This is a genomic window from Clostridium estertheticum subsp. estertheticum (genome assembly GCF_001877035.1).
Classification (GTDB): Bacteria; Bacillota; Clostridia; order Clostridiales; family Clostridiaceae; genus Clostridium_AD; species Clostridium_AD estertheticum.
In genome coordinates this window covers 4,411,233-4,427,836 of sequence record NZ_CP015756.1, presented here as the reverse complement: position 1 = coordinate 4,427,836, position 16,604 = coordinate 4,411,233, and the positions used below count along the sequence as shown (strand labels likewise).

Annotated in this window: 14 protein-coding genes and 1 riboswitch; of the genes, 10 read left to right on the top strand and 4 right to left on the bottom strand. The window is 29.8% G+C overall.

Annotated elements, in window-relative coordinates:
- Positions 1-29: 29 nt before the first annotated feature.
- Both A7L45_RS20550 and A7L45_RS20545 read left to right on the top strand, forming a co-directional pair.
- Complete coding sequence (locus A7L45_RS20550) at positions 30-1,349, top strand: glycosyltransferase (protein ID WP_151553534.1); 1,320 nt, start codon at positions 30-32, stop codon at positions 1,347-1,349.
- Positions 1,350-1,358: 9 nt separating this feature from the next.
- Positions 1,359-2,573, top strand: coding sequence for a hypothetical protein (locus A7L45_RS20545; protein ID WP_071614511.1), 1,215 nt, complete (start codon positions 1,359-1,361; stop codon positions 2,571-2,573).
- A 450-nt stretch (positions 2,574-3,023) separates the two neighbouring features.
- On the opposite strand, the gene A7L45_RS20540 is transcribed toward A7L45_RS20545, so the two are convergent.
- The 3 genes from A7L45_RS20540 to A7L45_RS20530 form a co-directional block, all read right to left on the bottom strand.
- A complete protein-coding gene (locus A7L45_RS20540; RefSeq protein WP_071614510.1) occupies positions 3,024-4,358 on the bottom strand; it encodes a right-handed parallel beta-helix repeat-containing protein in 1,335 nt (444 codons plus the stop codon).
- A gap of 206 nt (positions 4,359-4,564) precedes the next feature.
- Positions 4,565-5,812 carry a right-handed parallel beta-helix repeat-containing protein gene (locus A7L45_RS20535; RefSeq protein WP_071614509.1) on the bottom strand — a complete coding sequence of 416 codons (1,248 nt, stop codon included), beginning with the start codon at positions 5,810-5,812 and terminating at the stop codon, positions 4,565-4,567.
- 144 nt (positions 5,813-5,956) lie between these two features.
- Complete coding sequence (locus A7L45_RS20530) at positions 5,957-7,318, bottom strand: right-handed parallel beta-helix repeat-containing protein (protein ID WP_071614508.1); 1,362 nt, start codon at positions 7,316-7,318, stop codon at positions 5,957-5,959.
- Between the two features lie 19 nt (positions 7,319-7,337).
- A riboswitch (cyclic di-GMP riboswitch) is annotated at positions 7,338-7,418 on the bottom strand.
- Between the two features lie 184 nt (positions 7,419-7,602).
- On the opposite strand from A7L45_RS20530, the gene rfbD reads away from it, so the two are divergent.
- Positions 7,603-8,436 (top strand): dTDP-4-dehydrorhamnose reductase, encoded by an 834-nt coding sequence (gene rfbD, locus A7L45_RS20525; RefSeq protein ID WP_071614507.1) that lies wholly within the window; start codon positions 7,603-7,605, stop codon positions 8,434-8,436.
- Positions 8,437-8,609: 173 nt separating this feature from the next.
- Positions 8,610-9,113: a glycosyltransferase family protein gene (locus A7L45_RS20520; protein WP_071614506.1), complete on the top strand. Its 504-nt coding sequence runs from the start codon at positions 8,610-8,612 to the stop codon at positions 9,111-9,113.
- Positions 9,114-9,139: 26 nt separating this feature from the next.
- Here A7L45_RS20520 and A7L45_RS24145 read toward each other — a convergent pair whose 3' ends face one another.
- Positions 9,140-9,268: a hypothetical protein gene (locus tag A7L45_RS24145; RefSeq protein WP_257786558.1), complete on the bottom strand. Its 129-nt coding sequence runs from the start codon at positions 9,266-9,268 to the stop codon at positions 9,140-9,142.
- A gap of 401 nt (positions 9,269-9,669) precedes the next feature.
- On the opposite strand from A7L45_RS24145, the gene A7L45_RS20515 reads away from it, so the two are divergent.
- From A7L45_RS20515 to A7L45_RS20495, 6 genes are all read left to right on the top strand, one after another.
- Entirely contained in the window at positions 9,670-10,827 is a 1,158-nt protein-coding gene (locus A7L45_RS20515; protein ID WP_071614505.1) for an ABC transporter permease, read from the top strand.
- The gene (locus A7L45_RS20510) at positions 10,820-11,494 is read left to right on the top strand and encodes an ABC transporter ATP-binding protein (RefSeq protein ID WP_071614504.1); all 675 of its coding nucleotides are present in this window, start codon (positions 10,820-10,822) and stop codon (positions 11,492-11,494) included. The genes A7L45_RS20515 and A7L45_RS20510 overlap by 8 nt, the downstream gene beginning before the upstream one ends.
- 190 nt (positions 11,495-11,684) lie before the next feature.
- Entirely contained in the window at positions 11,685-13,547 is a 1,863-nt protein-coding gene (locus A7L45_RS20505) for a nucleoside-diphosphate sugar epimerase/dehydratase (protein WP_071614503.1), read from the top strand.
- Positions 13,548-13,678: 131 nt separating this feature from the next.
- Positions 13,679-14,806 carry an SGNH/GDSL hydrolase family protein gene (locus A7L45_RS20500; RefSeq protein ID WP_071614502.1) on the top strand — a complete coding sequence of 376 codons (1,128 nt, stop codon included), beginning with the start codon at positions 13,679-13,681 and terminating at the stop codon, positions 14,804-14,806.
- Positions 14,807-14,937: 131 nt separating this feature from the next.
- The gene (locus A7L45_RS23005) at positions 14,938-15,084 is read left to right on the top strand and encodes a lmo0937 family membrane protein (protein ID WP_151553533.1); all 147 of its coding nucleotides are present in this window, start codon (positions 14,938-14,940) and stop codon (positions 15,082-15,084) included.
- A gap of 186 nt (positions 15,085-15,270) precedes the next feature.
- Positions 15,271-16,587, top strand: a complete 1,317-nt coding sequence (locus A7L45_RS20495; RefSeq protein WP_071614501.1) for a hemolysin family protein — start codon at positions 15,271-15,273, stop codon at positions 16,585-16,587.
- Positions 16,588-16,604: the final 17 nt, after the last annotated feature.

Below are 16,604 nucleotides of genomic sequence, written 5' to 3'. Positions count from 1 at the left end.
GAGGATTAACTAAATATTCTGTAGATCTTATGTTAAAACAAGTTGCAGGTGGCAATAACGTTACAATACTATATCCTGGTCATTTCACCATTGATAAAAAATTACGAATTGATGAGAATAAGTCATTTAAGGGTGTTAAAGTATATGAAATACTAAACCCGATTGGTATCCCACTACTTAGCGGAATACCAAGTCCAGAGACATATTTTAAAAATAGAGATATAAATGTATATAGAGATTTCTTAAAAGAGTCAAAGGTAAAAATTTTACATATTCATACATTGATGGGCTTAGATAAAGAGCTTGTAGCAGCTGCTAAGGAATTAAATATAAAAACTATATTTACATCTCATGATTATTTTGGAATATGCCCTAAAGTTAACCTTATAGATTTGCAAGGAGAAATATGCGAGGAATATAATAATGGAGAGAACTGCATAACATGTAATAGAAATGGATACAGTAGTTCATTGGTATTTTTTATGCAGTCAAGACCTTATAGATATTTAAAAAATAGTAGTATTATAAAAAAGCTAAGAGCTTATAAGCAGAAATTAATTATTAAAAAAAATCATGAATTAACTGAAACTGAACTTATAAATGAAGAAAAAAACAATAAAAATAATCCTTCGGCTAGTGGATATGTTAGGTTTAGAAAAAATTCTATTGATATACTTAATAATATGGATTTTATCCATTATAATAGCAGTGTGGCAAAGAATACATATGAGAGATATATAAATAATGTAAATAGTAGAGTTCTTAATATTTCTCATTCAAATATAAAAGATAATAGAATAAAAAAACATAGTAATATCAAAGAACCATTAAAAATAACTTATATTGGATCCATAGAAAAGTATAAAGGATTATATTTTCTATTAGATGTGCTTAGACAACTACTGAAAAACAATATTAGTAAATGGAATTTGAATGTTTATGGAAAAAATGTAAATATAAATATAGATGAGTTTATGGGGAAAGTAAAGATAAAGGGTACCTATGTTTATTCTGATCTGGAGGAATTATTTAAAAATACAGATATACTTATAGTTCCAAGCATCTGGTATGAGACATTTGGATATATTGCACTTGAGGCATTCTCATATGCAGTACCTGTAATTTTAACTGATCTTGTAGGGTTTAAAGATATGGTGAAATCCGGAACTACTGGTATAGTAATAAAAGCCGATGAGGATGAATTATATAAAAGTTTAGGATCTATAGTAGAGGATAGAGAAAAACTATCTTATATTAATAATAATATACTAAATCTAGCAAGTATTTATACAATGGAAAAACATGCTTTGGATATAATGGAATTGTACTCAGGTCTGATTAAAGAATAGGAGAAATAAATGGAAATATTAATGGCATTATTGTATTGCTTTCATCAGATGTTTGCCAATTTACCTTTTGTTAGTAAAACATTAACTGGTAATTTAGATTTGTTTTATGCATTGGGGACGCTCGGGATTGTCTTTGTTATATTTAAAAAAAAGAGAGATATTTCACTCTTAATAATATGTGCTTTACCGATTGTAATTTATGGGATCATTCAAGGAATGGTAATACAAAATGTAGAAATGCAAAAACTTTTGGTTAATATTTCTAAAATTACTATATGCATTTCTTTAATGATTTTGGTATCAAGAAAAATTCATGACTTTAAGATTAAAAAGTTTATTGATTATATTTGTAGAATCTACTTAATACTCACACCTATAGCGATTGTTCTAAAACAAAATGATTATTTATGGAGGCTTCATGATACTATAAATAAATATAATCTTGTAAGACTAAATTTATTTTACATAGAACCTAGTGAACTAGGTTTTCACTTATCTATAATAATTATTATATTAATGTATTTAATTATTAAAGAAAAAACTCATAAGGTACAAGCTAAATATATAATCTATATGATAGATTGTTTAGGTCTATTGGCATTAGCTGGAGCTTACGGATCATCAGTAATGTTATTTTCCACCATAATATTCATATCATTTATTATAATTATAACAAAAGTTAATTTTAAAAATATTTTAGTTGGATATGGATTAATAATGGTCTTTACCATAATAACAATATTGTTCATAGTAACGAAATCATCAATGTACATGAGAACAGTAGATACTTTAAATGGAAAAGATTCTTCCAACAGTTACAGAGTAAATGTTACTCAGGAATTCACATCTACAGCAATAACTAAGACAGAAGGCATCGGAGTAGGCTTTGGAAATCTTAATACCGATAATACAAGGAAAATCTTTAAATCTACTGGAATGACAGCAGTAGTAGCGGCTTCATATCCGTATTTTATTGCAGAGGGAGGTATATTTGCAGTATCATATTTAGTTTTATTACTCACACTACTCGCGATTAATGTAGGTATCAAAAAAAATATGTTACTCGCAAACCTTCTGTTATTTAGTTTCCTATATCAGATTTACGGCGGTTATTTTACAAATCCATTAAATTGGATTGTATACGGATTAATACTAAGCAGTTGGACACCTGATAAGATAGAATTAGAAGGTAATTTGGACATAAGAAAAGAGATAATCTCATAGATTATCTCTTTTCTTATGCATTAATTTTTTAAAAATGAATTGAGTAATTACAGTTACCGCCCCTTTAGCCTATTGGCTAAAGAAATCTTTGTAAGGAGTATTTAGATTTATTCTTTTTTATCAATCATCTTTGTTAGATGTATCTTTGTCGTAAATATAGAATAAAAGGAATTTCTCCGGAAGTGACTTGCAATATGAAGCGCAGACACAATTGAAATCTCATTTAAAATTCTTCTTTTGTTAATATAAAATTCTCGTAAGACTGCCAGGTTGCATAACAATTAATAATTGTTATGTGCCCCAGAGAACTACCCAGAGGTCCAGTCTAGCGAATCCGAGACAGGACGTCGAGTGTGAGAGTTAGAGAATTTTATATTCGCAAAAGATTAGAATTTCTTAATGAAATTTCACGTTTCAAGCTCATATTGCAAGTCACATAGGAGAACTCTTTTATTTTCCAACAGTCATTTTAGCATACTCATGAAGTCCGGTTTTGTAACCTTTTATTGTATTGTTATCTATGGTGTTGTGCTGATCTGTATTGGAAGTTGAATAAATACCACTCTTAGATATTATTCCATTACTTGAGCTAATCTTATTATCCTTAATTGTTATATGGTGAGGCTGATCTTTTCCATTTGAGTCAAGTAATATCCCGTTACCTTTCTCTGGAGCTTTATTATCATTTTCGCCATTTGTATTATTTATAATATTATTAGATACAATGTTATTAGAGCTTCCAGCAGTTATATCGATACCATTCTTTTGTGCAGATAACACTTTGTTTCCAGTAGCAGTTGTATTTGATGTTTCATACATACATATTGCTCCTAGATTACCAACACCTTTGATGGACTCTTCTACTGTATTGTTTTTAACAATGTTATCTTTAGTTTGCCATACTTCTATTTGATTAAATCTATTGTTTTTGGAAATATTGCCTATAAGAGAATTTCCACTTGTAACTTTCTTGTCTCCGCCATAAATAGTGAGGCCTTCCTGACCATTACCGATGCATGTATTACCACTTGCTACAGAGTTTGTTGTACCTTTCCCAGTTGTTGAATTAAAACCAAATATCACTCCTTGCCCGCCACTGTTTTTTAACACATTGTTTGTCACGGAGATTTTGTTCCCATTTAAGCAGTAAATATGGCCGCTTATTTGTTCTTTTTGATAACCACCAAAAACTTTGTCATTATCAAAATTATTCTTATCGATTGTAATATTAGAACTATCGTTATCTATTTTAATCCCATATTTACGAATATCATCGAAATGAGAATTTGTAATAATACAGTTACTGCTTGCAGATATATTTAATGCAACATAATCAATCTTATTCGTAAATTTACACTCAGTTACATTTAGTCCTTTTTTCATATCAATGTTTATTGCAGTAGAGCAATTTTGGAACTCTATACCCTGAAAACTGTTGTCATTTCCTGCAAGAAATAAAGTGTTTTTGCCAGTACCAATGAATACTGCTTTATTTTTTGAAACTAATTTTATTCCATCTGGAAGTTTTACACTACCGTGAAGACTATATTTGCCCTCGGGTAACTTTATTGTACTTCCGCTTGGATATGAATTTATCATTTTTTGAAATGCGGCTGTGGTGTCCGTGGCTCCGGTTATGTCTAATGAGTATTTTTTTATATCATTCTTATTGATGTTATGAAGTGAAAGATCTTTTGTTTTGTTAATTACTACAAATGTACCTATGAGAAATGCAAAAAAGACTACCATAATAATTATGACTGTTTTATTTTTAAAAAATTTCATATATCCACCCTTTATTTTCATATTAGTAAAATTGCTATAATCTTAAGCCTACTTTAGTAAGTATATGTATATTACTTTAGTATACCCAGTCGCCCAGGAGTAATTCAATCCAATACTCTTAAGCAAATTGTAAATAAAAACAAAGGATAAAGTCTACAAATATTATAGCTTTTATCCTTTGTTTAGTAGATCCTAAGGAGAGGTTGTTACATTCCACAAGTCATTTTTGCATAAGAATGAAATCCAGATTTGTAGCCTGTTATAGAGTTACTATCTATTTTGTTATACTTATTACTATTAGAAGTTGAATAGATACCACTCTTAGGAATAATGCCATTACTTGAACTAATTTTATTATTTCTAATTGTGGTATATTGTGGCTGTGATATCCCAGCTGAGTCAAGCAATATTGCATTACCCTTTTGCGGAGCAGTAATATTATTGTTTAAGTTTGTATTTGCTATACTATTATTTGTTATAGTGTTATATAAACTTCCAGCAGTTATATCTATACCATTATTTTGAGCAGATAGTACTGTATTTCCAGTAACAGTTGTCCCAGTTGTAGTAAACAGACATATTGCGCCTAGATTACCACGCCCAGCTGTTGATTCTTCAACTGTATTGCCACTTACAGTGTTATTATCAGATTGCCATACTTCTATTTGATTGTATCTGTTATTTTTAGAAGTATTGCCTATAATAGAATTTCCACTTGATAGTTTCTTAACACCTCCATAAATTGTGATACCTTCTTGACCATTTCCGATACAGGTATTATTACGTGCTATGCAGTTAGTTGTACCCTTACCTAAGGTTGAACTGTAACCGAATATTATGCCTTGGCCACCGCTATTTTTCAAAATATTGTTTGTCACATTGATTTTGGTGCCACTTAAGCAGTAAACATGTCCACCTATCTGCGAATTCTTATATCCACCAAAAACCTTAGGGTTATCAAAATAATTTTTATATATAGTAATATTAGAACTATTCTTATCTATTTTAATTCCATATTTGTTTATATTATAGAAATATGAATTAGTAATAGTGCAATCACTACTTCCATAAATATCGATTGCTGCATAATTAATATTATTTGTGAATCTGCAGTTTGTTATATTAACTCCTTTTACATATAACACCCTTAAAGCAATAGAGCAATTTTGAAACTCTATACCCTTAAAAGTGTTATCATTACCTGTAGCGAATAAAGTGTTTTTACCAGTGCCCTCTATTACAACGTCACTACCTGCAATCAAACTCATCCCATCTTTCAAATTAACAGTGTCAGATATCTTATATATACCCTTTGGTAAATTAATAGTACTACCTTTTGGATATGAATCTATCATTTTTTGAAATGAAGCAGAGGTATCTGATATTCCCGTTTTATCCAAATTATATTTTTGAGCATCTATTGTTGCAGGACCATTAGTTGAATTAGCTGTCACAGTGGCAGCTTTTGTAGTAGTTACAAAAGAAGTACCATTTAATAAAGCAGTTAATATTAGGGTAACAGCTATACTTTTTCTTATGTTATTATTTAAGATATCAATTCACTCCTCTTATGTCGGTGGGGAGGTTATAATGTTAATCTATTTTTCACATGTTGCTAGGGCATACCAGTGAACTCCATATTGATAACCTGTTATTATGTTGCTATTTATTTTGTTATGATGATTAGTATTGGAAGTTGAGTAAATACCACTTTTAGCAATAATTCCATTACTTGAGCTAATTTTATTATTAGCGATTGTTATATATTGTGGATCAGCTACTCCGTTCCAATCAAGTAATATTCCGTTACCTTTCTCAGGGGTTTTAACAAAATTTTGCCTATTTGTATCAGCTATAAAATTGTTTGATACGCTGCAATTTAAGCTACCCGCAATTATTGCTATTCCATTACTTTGAGACGATAATATATTGTTATCCGTAACAGTTGTTCCTGTCGTACCAAAAAGGCAAATAGATCCTAAACTTCCACGACCAAATATTGATTCTTCTACGGTATTGCCTTGAACAATATTATTATCAGATTGCCATACTTCAATTTGATTAAATCTGTTATTTATAGATGTATTACTAACAATAGAGTTTCCATTAGAAACCTTCTTGCTTCCGCCGTATGTAGTAACGCCTTCTTGACCATTACCTATGCAGCGATTATTAAATGCGACGGAACTTGTTGTACCTTTTCCAGTTGTTGAATTATAACCAAATATAATACCTTGCCCACCGCTATTTTTTATAATATTGTTTGTCGCGAAAATTCTAGTTCCATTTAGACAATAAATATGTCCACTTATCTGTTCTACATTATAGCCATCAAAAACTAAAGGGTTATCAAAATTATTGTTATCGATTTTAATATCAGAACTATCGTTATCAATTAAAATTCCATATTTGTGGATGTTGTAGAAATATGAATTTGAAATCGATGAATCATGACTTCCATAGAAATTAATTGCAGCATAATTAATGTTATTTGTAAATCTGCAGTTTGTAATATTAAATCCAGTTTTCTGAAAAACACTTAAAGCAGTTGCACAATTTTGAAATTCTATACCCTCGAAACTATTAGCATTACCTGTGGAAAATAAAGTGTTATAACCAGTCCCTTTAATTATAACATCATTAGAGGCGATAATATGTAAATTATCCTTTAACTTAACAACATTCGACAATTTATACGTACCTGATGGTAATTGTATTGTACTTCCACTTGGTAATGAATCTATCATTTGTTGAAACTGGATTGAGGTATCAGTTATTCCTGTTATATCCAATTTATAAGTTTTAACATCTATTATAGTAGGATTACTTGTTGACTCAGATATACCAGCAGAAGTTGTAAGACCTACGGCATTTGTAGTATTTAGGAATGGACTAACAGTTGATAAGGAAATTAACATTATTAATAGTGTAATACTTTTTTTCATATTGTTTTTAAACATAATAAATCACTCCTTTTAATTTGGTGGCTAGGCTACCATACTCTCGTAAGGCCCTATGGCTTTGCGTCCTTACTTTTCAATAAGTTTGCTATTTTCCGTAAAAAGTTTTATCTTAAGGTATTAAAAATGAATTTTGTACTGTATAAAATATTATTAACAAGAGTATATTTGAAATAATATATTAACTTATCGTTAATAATCTTTTATTCTTTAGAATTTCCTCAATTAATTATTAAAGTAAGGTATAATTTATATAAGAATAAGCTTTAAGAGGAGAATTAAATATGAAGATATTAATCACGGGGGCTAATGGGCAACTTGGTCGAGAATTAGCTAATCAATACAAAGAGAAAAAGACCATTGATTTAATACTTAAAGGAAGGTCAGATCTAGATATATCGAATATTAATGAAGTATATAGTTTCGTAAATGAAAATAAACCAGATGTGATTATAAATTGTGCTGCACTTACAGCTGTGGACAAGTGTGAGACTGAAATAGATATGGCATATAAGATAAATGCAATAGGACCTAAAAACTTAGCAATAGCTGCAAATGAAATTGGCGCAGAAATTGTCCAAGTTTCAACAGACTATGTTTTTAGTGGCAATATAGATAAGCCACTAACGGAATTTGACAAAATAGAGCCTTTGACTATTTATGGGAAAACTAAGCTCGAGGGAGAAATATTAGTTAAAAATCATAATCCTAAACACTACATAGTTAGAACAGCATGGCTTTATGGAGATGGAAATAATTTTGTAAAGACTATGATAAATTTAAGTAAAACTAATACCACATTAAAAGTTGTTAATGACCAAAAAGGAACACCTACAAGTACAGTTGATTTAGCTAGAACTATAATTACACTTGTAGAGCAAAAAAATTATGGACTATTTCATTGTACCTGCAAAGGTGAATGTACATGGTATGAGTTCACCAAAGAAATTTTTAGATTTAAGGGCATAACGACGACGGTTTTACCGTGTACAACCGATGAATTCCCACGTCCGGCAAAAAGACCAGAATACTCAGTGCTTAGAAATTATATGTTGGAGCTTACAACAGGAGATATAACTAGAACTTGGCAAGAAGCAATTCATGAATATTTAAAATGAATGAAAAAAGTAGATTTTGTTAGCTTTTTTTAGTATTACGACATCCATAGCAATTAATGTTATAATTAAAGGAGAATCAGAAGAGATACGTAAGGAAGGTGGCATTTTATCCCACGATTTGTCATAATAACGCAAAATGATGATCTGCTTTTTTATTAATATAGGAGGTGAGTGTGATTAAAATTTTGCATTATGCACTTGGATTGCCTCCGGTTAACACAGGGGGATTAGCGAAACAGCCAGAAAATATTATGGTACGCCAAGTAGCTAATGGTAATGAAGTTTCATTAGTATATCCAGGAAATATTTCAATAGATAGAGAATTAAAAATCATAAAGAATAAATCCTTTAACAATATAAAAGTATATGAAATAAATAATCCGATTTCCGCTACATTACTCAGCGGAGAACATGATCCTAAAGTATCGCTTAAACATATGGGTTTTAATATATATACTGATTTCTTAAAAACTATCGAGGTTAATATCATACATATTCATACATTGGTGAACTTAGATGAAGAGTTTATATCCGCTGCGAATAAAATGGATATAAAAATTATATTCACAGCACATGATTATTTCGAAATATGTCCTAAAGTTAAAACTATTGGTTCAGGAGTGAAAACATGTACGGAGTGTGGTAATGGCGAAAAATGTGTGATTTGTAATCGATGAATTATATAAAAATACTCTAATATTGTTTAATTATTTCTACCTTTATTATGTTTGTTACCTTGCAGTGAGGGGGTTGTTTTACTAGCTGCTTTCATTAAGCTACATAATAAAACATACGCAATAGTTAATATTATTACTAAAACTATATATTTCATAAAGAACACGTCCTCTTCTATTAAAATGAGTGAAACTGTATAACCTTTTAATGATTATACTTATATAACGGTTACCTTATCAATATAGTTTCATTTTTGCAATTATACCGTAAAAAAACATTTCACTAAATTCCAGTTTGAATAATCTAAAATAATTGCAAAAAACCAAGGATAACTAGCGAAATGATGCTAATTATTTTTGGTTTTATATATTCTAATTAATTACTTTCTATGTATTTATAAGAATAAACAATAGGAATTCATAGTTTGGTGGGTTAATTGTATATTTATAGAGAAATATGACATTGTGTGATAGAATAAATGGTATAAGTTTATATTTATTGAAAACTGTTAAATTATGATAAAACTTTATAATAAAAAATAAGCGGAGGCTAGAGGGTATGTTTACAGCAATAAAAATAGCCTGGAGATTCTTAATAAACAGTAAAATTCAAACATTGGTAATAGTTTTAGGAATTGCCATAGGAATTTCGGTACAAGTATTTGTTGGTATACTAAGTGCAGGTCTAGAAACCTCTTTAATTGATAAAGTCGTGGGGAATTCAACTCATATAACGATCAATCCTAAAAACAATATAATAAAGGATTATCAGGTCAAGGCAGACAAAATTAAAAAGCTGGATGGTAGGATAACATCGGTGGCGCCAGTAGTTGGATATAATGCATCTCTTAACAGTAGAAATATGACGGAGCCTATACAAATTAGTGGATTTGTTTCTAAAGATTTAGAGTCATTATATAATATTAAAGATAAAATTTATAAAGGAAGAACTGTCAAAAATTCTGGAGAAGTATTGATTGGTAAGGAACTTAGTGAAAAATTAGGGTTAAAAATAAATGATAACATTAATATAATAACGGCTGATAATCGAAAGACGGTCCTAAAAGCCGTAGGATTTTATGATTTTGATACAATAAAAATTAATAAAATTTTAGTTATTACGAATTTTAAAACTGCTCAGAACTTGGCGGGGATTGGTAATGCTGCAACATCTATGGAATTAACTACGAGTGATCCTTATAATGCAGACATTATTGCAAGTAATTTAAAAAAAGGGTTAAATGATAAAAATTTAGTAATAGAAAATTGGAAAGATCAGAACAAGTTATTAGTAAGCGCTATAATGGGTGAAAAAGTATGTAGCCTAATAATTCAACTTAGTGTAATGATTGCTGCTGTTTTAAGTATAATAAGTATAATGAGTATAAGTGTGGTTCAAAAATACAAGCAAATAGGTATTTTAAAGGCTATGGGAATAAAAGATGGTTCTGCTGCCCTTATATTTTTAATTCAAGCTTTTATTTTAGGTGTAGTTGGCACATGTATTGGTGTGGGGTTAACCTATTTGTATGTAAAAGGGTTTAATAGATATATAGTGTCATCAGTTGATGGAAAACCTATAGTTAATATAATTGTTAATTATAATTTTATAATCAAAATATGTATTATTGATATAATAGCATCAACTTCAGCGGCATTTTTTCCAGCTTTAAAATCTTTTAAATTAACTCCTGTGGAGGTTATAAAAAATGGATAGCATTATAGAACTTAAAGATATTAATAAAATTTATGGAAAAAGAGTGAAAACACAGGTATTAAACAATATAAATTTATCTATTGATAAAGGTTCTTTTAATTCTATTATAGGGGCATCAGGTAGTGGTAAAACGACCTTATTAAATATAATAGGAATGCTTGATAGGCCTACAAGTGGACAAGTTGAATTGGAAGGCAGAAGAATAGATAAGATGAGTAGAAGGGTTTTAGCTGATATTCGAAACCGTGAAGTAGGATTTGTATTTCAATTTCATCATTTATTACCAGAGTTTAACGCTATCGAGAATGTCATTATGCCTAGATCTATAAGAGACATATTTTGCGGTAGAAAAACTTCTGAAAAAGCAAAAGAACTTTTGGAACTTGTGGGACTTCCAAAGGTTAAGAAAAATAAAGTTTATGATTTGTCAGGTGGAGAGCAGCAAAGGGTCGCAATTGCAAGGGCTCTTATGAACAGCCCTAAGATAATACTTGCAGATGAACCAACGGGAAATTTGGATTCTAAAACTTCTGAAGTTATATATAATATATTTAGAGATATAAATAAAGAACTTGGAACTACTTTCATAATAATAACCCACGATGAGAGAATAGCAAAAAAAACAGATAGAATAATTGAAATAGAAGATGGTGTTATTAAATTTTAGAGTGGATAATTAACCCATAATACATGGATCAACACCTCCATTACCTTAATATTATTTTGTGGATTTTATAAAATTAATTATGAAAATAGGAATTTTTGTGGTTTTTTATTGAAAAGATGTTTAATAGCAAAAATGATGATATAATATTAAGAGAACAAATTTTGAGAAACATAAAGAAGAGGTGTATATTGTGAAAGCTTTAGGAAAATGGAAAAAGCCGATACTAATACTAAGCGATGCAGTTTTAATAAACTTAGCATATATATTAGCTTTCTATTTTAGGTATAACTATAGAAATTTCAAATTTTATTCAAATGATTATAAAGAGATAGCGATAATAGTAACAGTTATTTACATAGCGTGTTTTTATCTATTCAAACTTTATGAAAGTCTTTGGAGTTATGCAAGTGTAGATGAGTTTATGTTAGCTATTGGCGGGTGTATTGCTGCAGATATTATAACAATTGCATTTGTTAGAATTATCGGACATCCATTTACATATGGAGTAAGTATACTCGCTTGTGCTTTTAGTATTCTTTTTATACTTGGGTTTAGGATGTCATTTAGAGTCTATGAAAGATTTACGGGTATTATTAATTGCAATGTCAGTAAGAATGATAGAAATAGAGTAATGATAATTGGTGCTGGGGCAGCTGCAGCTATGGTTATAAAAGAAATGAAAAGCAGCAGTCAAGCTAATTATACGCCTATAGCTGTAATTGATGATGAACCTTATAAAAAAGGGAAAAACATTTTGGGAGTAAAGGTTTTAGGAAATAGGAAAGATATTTTGTCTATTGCAAAAGCAAAAGATATAGAAACTATTCTTATAGCCATTCCAACTATAGAGGATGAGGATAAACAACAAATACTAGAAATATGTAAAAAAACAAAGTGTAAAATAGAAATTATTCCTGGTATGTATGAAATAATAAATGGAAAAGTTTCATTAAGTCAAATTAGAAAAGTAGACATTGAGGATTTACTTGGACGTAAAGCAGTAGTGCTTGATACAGAGGGTATTGCAGGTTATATTCAAAACAAAACAATCTTAGTAACAGGTGGCGGAGGGTCTATTGGATCTGAATTATGTCGTCAAATTATAAAATTTGCACCTAAACAATTAATTGTTTTTGATATATATGAAAACAATGCTTATGATTTGCAAATTGAACTTAAGTATAAATACCCAAAATTAGATTTAAAGGTACTTATAGGATCTGTTCGAGATAAAAAAAGACTTGAAGATGTTTTTACAAAGTATTCACCGGATATAGTTTTCCATGCGGCGGCGCACAAACATGTTCCACTAATGGAAGAAAGTCCTATGGAAGCAATAAAAAACAATGTGTTTGGTACTTATAATGTAGCAGAGTGTGCTCATAGGTTTAATGTTGAAAGATTTGTGATGATATCAACAGATAAAGCAGTAAATCCAACTAACGTTATGGGTGCTACTAAGAGAATGTGTGAGATGATTATACAATCTATGGATAAGATAAGTAAGACACATTTTGTAGCAGTGAGATTTGGAAATGTTCTGGGAAGCAATGGATCGGTTATACCATTATTTAAAAACCAAATAGCTCATGGTGGCCCAGTGACACTTACTAACAAATATATAACAAGATTCTTTATGACTATTCCAGAAGCTGCACAATTAGTGCTTCAATCAGGTGCTTATGCCCAAGGGGGAGAAATCTTTGTTTTAGACATGGGAAAGCCTGTTAAAATATATGATTTAGCTTGGGATTTAATAAAACTTTCGGGGTTTGAGCCAAATAAAGATATTAAAATTGAAGTTACGGGGCTACGTCCGGGCGAAAAACTTTATGAAGAACTGTTAATGAGTGAAGAAGGACTTACTAATACTGAACATGCGAAGATTTTTATTGGCAAACCTACTTTTAGTGATTTAGGAGTAATGAAAGAAAGAATGAAGGAGCTTGCGGTAATTATTGAGGCAAATGATGTTGATGCATTAACTAATAAAATTAAAGACATTGTTCCTACTTATAAAAAAACCGGTGGTGAGGATGATCAAGCTGTCTAGCTTTTAGACCACTTTTCAATGGCTAAGTTAAGTTAGAAGAACCACCCAAATGCATATTTGCGTTTGGGTGGTTCTTTTTTATTATGAACTAATTAATTTATGACTAATTAGAACTTAAGGAGTGATTTTACATGAAAAAGAATATAGGAATTTCGTATATGTTTTTAGTCGTGTTAGTGAGCTTAATTTTTATTGTGGTGATTATTCATAACAAGACAAAAATAAAAGGAAATTTGAATTTAGTTGAGCAGCAAAATGTAATAAATCGAGGTGAGGTAGGTAGAATTTCAGATTTGAATTTTTATCAGAAACTTCATCAAAAGAAGGATATAAATGCTTTGGTAGTCGGAGACAGCATAGCTCAAAGTACAGGTACATCTAATTTTCATGAAAAGTGGATTAATGTAGTAATAAAAGATGTGCAGAAAAAGTATAGATCAACCATAACAACTGATCCTATTACGGGAGGAAGTACAACGGGAATACGTGCTTGGGTTGAGCTAAACAATGCTAAACTTACAAAACAATATGATGTGGTATTTATATGTTTAGGACAAAATGACCAATTTAATATAAAACCAAAACAATTTAGAATGTTTTATGAGAGTATTATAATTAAACTTAAAAAATTAAATCCTAATATAGAAATAATACCAATTATAGAAAGCTCATTTAGACAGTATAATGATTATTCAAAGGTTATAGAGGATTTAGCGGAGCATTATAATCTTCAGTACGCTGATACAGTGGGGGCATTTAATAATTCAGGAAAGCTCTATTCTTATTTATCTAATGATTTGGTACACCCTAATGGCAAAGGATATGTTTATTATGCTAAAACAATTGAAAAGGTTATAAACGATAATTACTTATCTAATAAAAAAACAGATATTGATTGTAGTGTATTATACAATAACACTAAAAAATTAACTGATTTTGTTTTTAATAATTCGCCGGATTTAAATAATGGGTTTACTATAGAAAATGGATTTATTGGAAATGAGGTTTCAGAAAATTTAACTTTTAATACAACTAAGAGTGTAGCAATTATACATTTCCTCCGAAAACCTAATGGTGGAAAGTTCAAAGTATTTATAGATGATAACTTTATAAAAGAAATTAACACTAATTCAACATTCCAGGTTAGCTATTCTGATTTAATAGCTTATAATTTTAGGGAAAACCATAAGATAAGGATTGAGATTTCCTACGTAATTAAGAAAGGTTCTGTAAAAATTTTAGGACTTGTAACAAATTAATAATTGTTTAAGAGTCGAAAAATAGGGAAAAAAGGTAGAGATAGTATTGCAAATATACTAGTTTCTTGATATAATTATCAAATATTTAAGGATGACTAGTAAATAGGTATATATGAAGGGTGGTGTGTTATATGGGGCTTTTACGTTGGATAGGCGGAATAGTAGTATTCTTTTGGGTTGTAGGGTTTATACTTAAAATTGGTGGCGGATTGATACATATGTTGCTAGTAATCGCTGTAATAGTGTTTCTTGTTGATAAAATTTCTGGGAAAAGATAAATTTAATAAAATAATATATTATAAGTATTTAAAATTAAATACATAATTAAATAGGAACTAGCTGTAAGCTGGTTCCTATTTAATCATGTGGAAATATAAAATTATTTTTATAATATTAATCAAAGTATTAAATTTTGTGTTATCATGATAGTATGGAAAGCTTTTATTTTAGAGGAGGAATTTTTAATGGAATCAGAACCCGCGCCCATGCCTAACAGCAATATAGTGGTGCAATTAATATTAATTGTTATTTTAACACTGATAAATGCGTTTTTTGCATCTGCAGAGATGGCAATAGTATCTTTGAACAAGAACAAAATTAAACATTTAGCAGAGGAAGGTAATAAAAAGGCGATACTATTATCAAGACTTATAGAAAAGCCAACAAAATTTTTATCGACTATTCAGGTGGGTATTACGTTTGCAGGATTTTTTTCAAGTGCTTATGTGGCAACAGCGATTGCAGGTAAACTAACACTCGTTTTGAGTAATATAAGTGTACCTTATAGCGAAGGAGTTGCTCTAGTTGTTATAACAATTGGACTTGCTTATATAACACTTGTATTTGGAGAATTGTTTCCAAAACGTATTGCGCTTCAGAACTCTCAGGCTATTGCTATGTTTTCGGTAGTACCTATTATGTATATATCTAAATTAGTTACACCATTTGTGAACTTACTAACAGTATCTACCAATATTTTAGTGAAAATCACTGGTCTTGGCCATGATAGCAAAGAGGAAAAGCTATCAAAGGAAGAGATAAAATCACTTATAGAAGTAGGTCAGGAACACGGCATTATTAATGAAACAGAAAAAGAAATGATAAATAACATCATTGAGTTTGATGACAAATTGGCAAGAGAAGTTATGACTCCAAGAACTGACGTATATATGATTGATATAAATGACCCTATTACAGAATATTTAGATGAGTTATTAATCGAGCGTCATTCAAGAGTGCCAGTATTTGAGGGTGATGTTGATAATATCGTAGGAATACTTCATATGAAGGATTTTATGATAGAGGCAAGAGAAAATGGCTTTGAAAATGTAAATATTAAGAATATATTACATTCACCTTATTTTGTTCAGGAAAATAAAAATATAGATGAATTATTTAAAGAATTGAAAAGTTCTAAAAATCATATTGCGATGCTTATAGATGAGTATGGAGGATTTTCAGGGGTAGTTACAACTGAAGACATTACAGAAGAAATCATGGGTAATATTGAAGATGAATATGATCACGAGGAACCAGAAATAAAGAAAGTTGATAATAATACTTATATAGTAAGTGGGTTACTTTCTTTAGATGATTTAAATGAGCATTTAGATTTAAATTTAGTTTCCAAAGATTATAACACAATTGGAGGCTTTTTAATTAATCTTATGGGATGTATTCCAAAGATAAATGAGGAGAGAACTGTTGAATATGGAGATGTAATATTTAGAATAGAGGAAGTTCGCGAACGAAGAATAGAAAAAATTAAAATATGTATATAAGAATTACCCTACTTTTA

What these genes read in the sequence shown, in the direction of transcription:
- A7L45_RS20540 (WP_071614510.1), bottom strand. Translation starts at nt 4,358, where the DNA reads ATGAAATTTTTTAAAAATAAAACAGTCATAATTATTATGGTAGTCTTT.
- A7L45_RS20500 (WP_071614502.1), top strand. Translation starts at nt 13,679, where the DNA reads ATGAAAAAGAATATAGGAATTTCGTATATGTTTTTAGTCGTGTTAGTG.
- A7L45_RS20495 (WP_071614501.1), top strand. Translation starts at nt 15,271, where the DNA reads ATGGAATCAGAACCCGCGCCCATGCCTAACAGCAATATAGTGGTGCAA.
- A7L45_RS20550 (WP_151553534.1), top strand. Translation starts at nt 30, where the DNA reads ATGTTAAAACAAGTTGCAGGTGGCAATAACGTTACAATACTATATCCT.
- A7L45_RS20515 (WP_071614505.1), top strand. Translation starts at nt 9,670, where the DNA reads ATGTTTACAGCAATAAAAATAGCCTGGAGATTCTTAATAAACAGTAAA.
- A7L45_RS20530 (WP_071614508.1), bottom strand. Translation starts at nt 7,318, where the DNA reads ATGTTTAAAAACAATATGAAAAAAAGTATTACACTATTAATAATGTTA.
- A7L45_RS20545 (WP_071614511.1), top strand. Translation starts at nt 1,359, where the DNA reads ATGGAAATATTAATGGCATTATTGTATTGCTTTCATCAGATGTTTGCC.
- rfbD (WP_071614507.1), top strand. Translation starts at nt 7,603, where the DNA reads ATGAAGATATTAATCACGGGGGCTAATGGGCAACTTGGTCGAGAATTA.
- A7L45_RS23005 (WP_151553533.1), top strand. Translation starts at nt 14,938, where the DNA reads ATGGGGCTTTTACGTTGGATAGGCGGAATAGTAGTATTCTTTTGGGTT.
- A7L45_RS24145 (WP_257786558.1), bottom strand. Translation starts at nt 9,268, where the DNA reads ATGAAATATATAGTTTTAGTAATAATATTAACTATTGCGTATGTTTTA.
- A7L45_RS20510 (WP_071614504.1), top strand. Translation starts at nt 10,820, where the DNA reads ATGGATAGCATTATAGAACTTAAAGATATTAATAAAATTTATGGAAAA.